This window comes from Lysinibacillus sphaericus OT4b.31, from assembly GCF_000392615.1.
Lineage (GTDB): Bacteria > Bacillota > Bacilli > Bacillales_A > Planococcaceae > Lysinibacillus > Lysinibacillus sphaericus_B.
In genome coordinates, this window is record NZ_KB933442.1 from 1 (window position 1) to 2390 (window position 2390).

Here is a 2390-nt window from a genome sequence, read left to right on the forward strand (position 1 = left end):
TGATTTCAGTTGCTGCAGGAGTAAGCGTAATATCCGACTCCACAACTATTTGAAGTGTTGGTTCGGAAAGTACAACCGGTATTTTAATAATAGGAGTCGAAAGCGGTGTAGCGACTACTGGGGTATTCGCACTGGATAATGGGGTTTGTTCAGTTGATGATACAGGACAAGGTAGACAAGGTTGGATCTGATTATCTAATTGATCACTCAAAAAAAATTCCCTCTTTTCATTTTATAGTAATAGAGAGCTCTCTCTATATAGCTAGAATATGTAGCAATAAAATCTATGCATAGACGTTTTACTAGTTCTTTTACTCATTTTAATAAAGGGATTTTTGAGCTGAGGAAAAAGTTTCAATTATCCTCTAGATCCTTGGCTATCATAACTGATTAGAATCGGCTGTACTTGTAGTATATGAATGATTAATTCTAAAACTACATTTTGGCACAATTGATTTGAATGAATTAATGACTCATTTTGTGCAGGTACTGCATTCCTAGTGTGAAATGCAGTATACTCAATATTCTGATGTATATATCCTTCAATAAATAAATTTCCCTTTAATGCTGTACATGTCCCATTACCTAATGATTGAGAAAACTGATTAGCTACGAACTTACAATTGGTTAGTACTACCTCATTCGAGATATCTTTAACTTCCACAATTCCTTTTTCAAATACAATATTTTCTTCCAAGCATATTTCGATTTTATATTCCCCTACTACAACTGGAACTCTAATATGCATAAAATCATCATAAGGGTAAGAGTGATTATTTATTTCTTCTTTTTTAATTGATTGTGTGTTATGTAAGGGAACTACAACTGATTGAGACGGATTATTCTTCTGACTATTTTTATCATAAGTATCAGTTCTCATTAAAAAAATAATCTCATTAATTTTTGAACGAACCAAACGACAATCAGGATGTTCAGGATAAACCTTTGTAGTGTTAAATAGTTTGGTTTCAAATTGAGGAATAAGGTGATTGTTTAGGTCAAGAAATTCAAATGTATTTTGAACAATCTCACCACAGATAGGAGCATGAAGAAAATCATCAATTTCTACATGAGTAGAAATTGGACTTTTTTTGGTTATAGTACAAACTGACCCATGACATGCATTAACACGACCTGCAGAATTGTTTTTCTCCATCTCATCTGTATCAATCATGTTATTCTCAACATCGGATTCAGAAGGACTGACAAATTTACGATTAGAGCTTAATTGGGCTGCAAAACCCAGTTCTTCCACAGGGTTTGTTTCATCTGCCTCTTCCGTATCAATGTGATGAACGATTTCTTCCTCAATATTAGTTTCTGAAGGAATAAGTACTTCGCGATTGGAATCTAGATGGGCTGCAAAATCAGGTTCCTCTGTAAAGCTGGTTTCATCTTCTTTTTTGGAATTTAATATTTCACGAGTAGAACCTAGTTGTGATGCGTGATCTTTTTTATTTGTAAGTTCAGTTTGATACGTCCATTCGGTGTAATGAATTTGCTTGAAACTTACTTCCTTCATTTTTTCATAGTTAATCCATGGAGTTTTCATTATTTCACTCCCAAATAATTTTTTGTCAAATTAAGTGCAACATTTGCTCCGAAAAAAACCCCTGTACTTTTTTCCGGCCAAGACATCTTCTTGGTCGATTTATTTTTTAATGTTAGGACTTTAGGAGATTTTCTGGGGAGACATAATCAAAATTCGTTTTCTTCAGAGAAAACTCACTAAGTAACCCGTTTTCATTCTTATTACTGCCCCGTTGCCATTATGGAAATGGATCTGTAAAAAAACACAGCGATTTTCATTTCTTTTTCTAACGTCTGATTACTGCTAAACTCTTCTCTTTTATATTTGCTTGAAGATATGAAAGATGTGTATAGCTCATAATGATTTCCTCTGTTTCGAATGTTATCAGGTACATTTTAACGACATCATTATGAACTACTTTTATTTTGATCTAAGTGTTGCACTTATAATTACAATCCATTTTATGCTTTATTTTTACTTTTGCCACTGAGCGCCTTTCAAATCTTAGTAGCAGTTGAGTCAACAAATAACCTATTAATGCATTTACAGTCGTTATTTTATAGCAAAATGGCAGTGGAAAGTTCGATTCAATCGAACTTTCCACTGCCAACTCAATTATTGTTTTTTCAGTGTCCTCGAAATGCCCTTTTTTATCTATTTTCTCCTCTAAAACAAGAGATTAACAAGGATCAGTAGGAGAATTAGTAGCAGGACTAACTGGAGGCGTAAGTCCTGAAAGAATAGGTGTTACTACACTACCTGCCGCAAGGCGGATTTGTTGAACTTGTAGTACTTTCACAGTAAGATCTAGTACGATTTTTTCACGCAATGTGCTGAATGTACCTTCAGGTCTTGCCAT

Annotated in this window: 1 protein-coding gene and 2 pseudogenes; all 3 read right to left on the reverse strand. The window is 34.0% G+C overall.

Features of this window, described 5'->3' with window-relative positions; all coding sequences use genetic code 11:
• Window positions 1-211: pseudogene (locus H131_RS22685) on the reverse strand (CsxC family protein); the annotation flags it as partial.
• Window positions 212-358: 147 nt separating this feature from the next.
• Window positions 359-1552, reverse strand: coding sequence for a BC_2427 family protein (locus H131_RS22690; RefSeq protein ID WP_010861476.1), 1194 nt, complete (start codon window positions 1550-1552; stop codon window positions 359-361).
• 658 nt (window positions 1553-2210) lie between these two features.
• A pseudogene (locus H131_RS22695) lies at window positions 2211-2390 on the reverse strand (CsxC family protein); the annotation flags it as partial.

What these genes read in the sequence shown, in the direction of transcription:
- H131_RS22690 (WP_010861476.1), bottom strand. Translation starts at nt 1,552, where the DNA reads ATGAAAACTCCATGGATTAACTATGAAAAAATGAAGGAAGTAAGTTTC.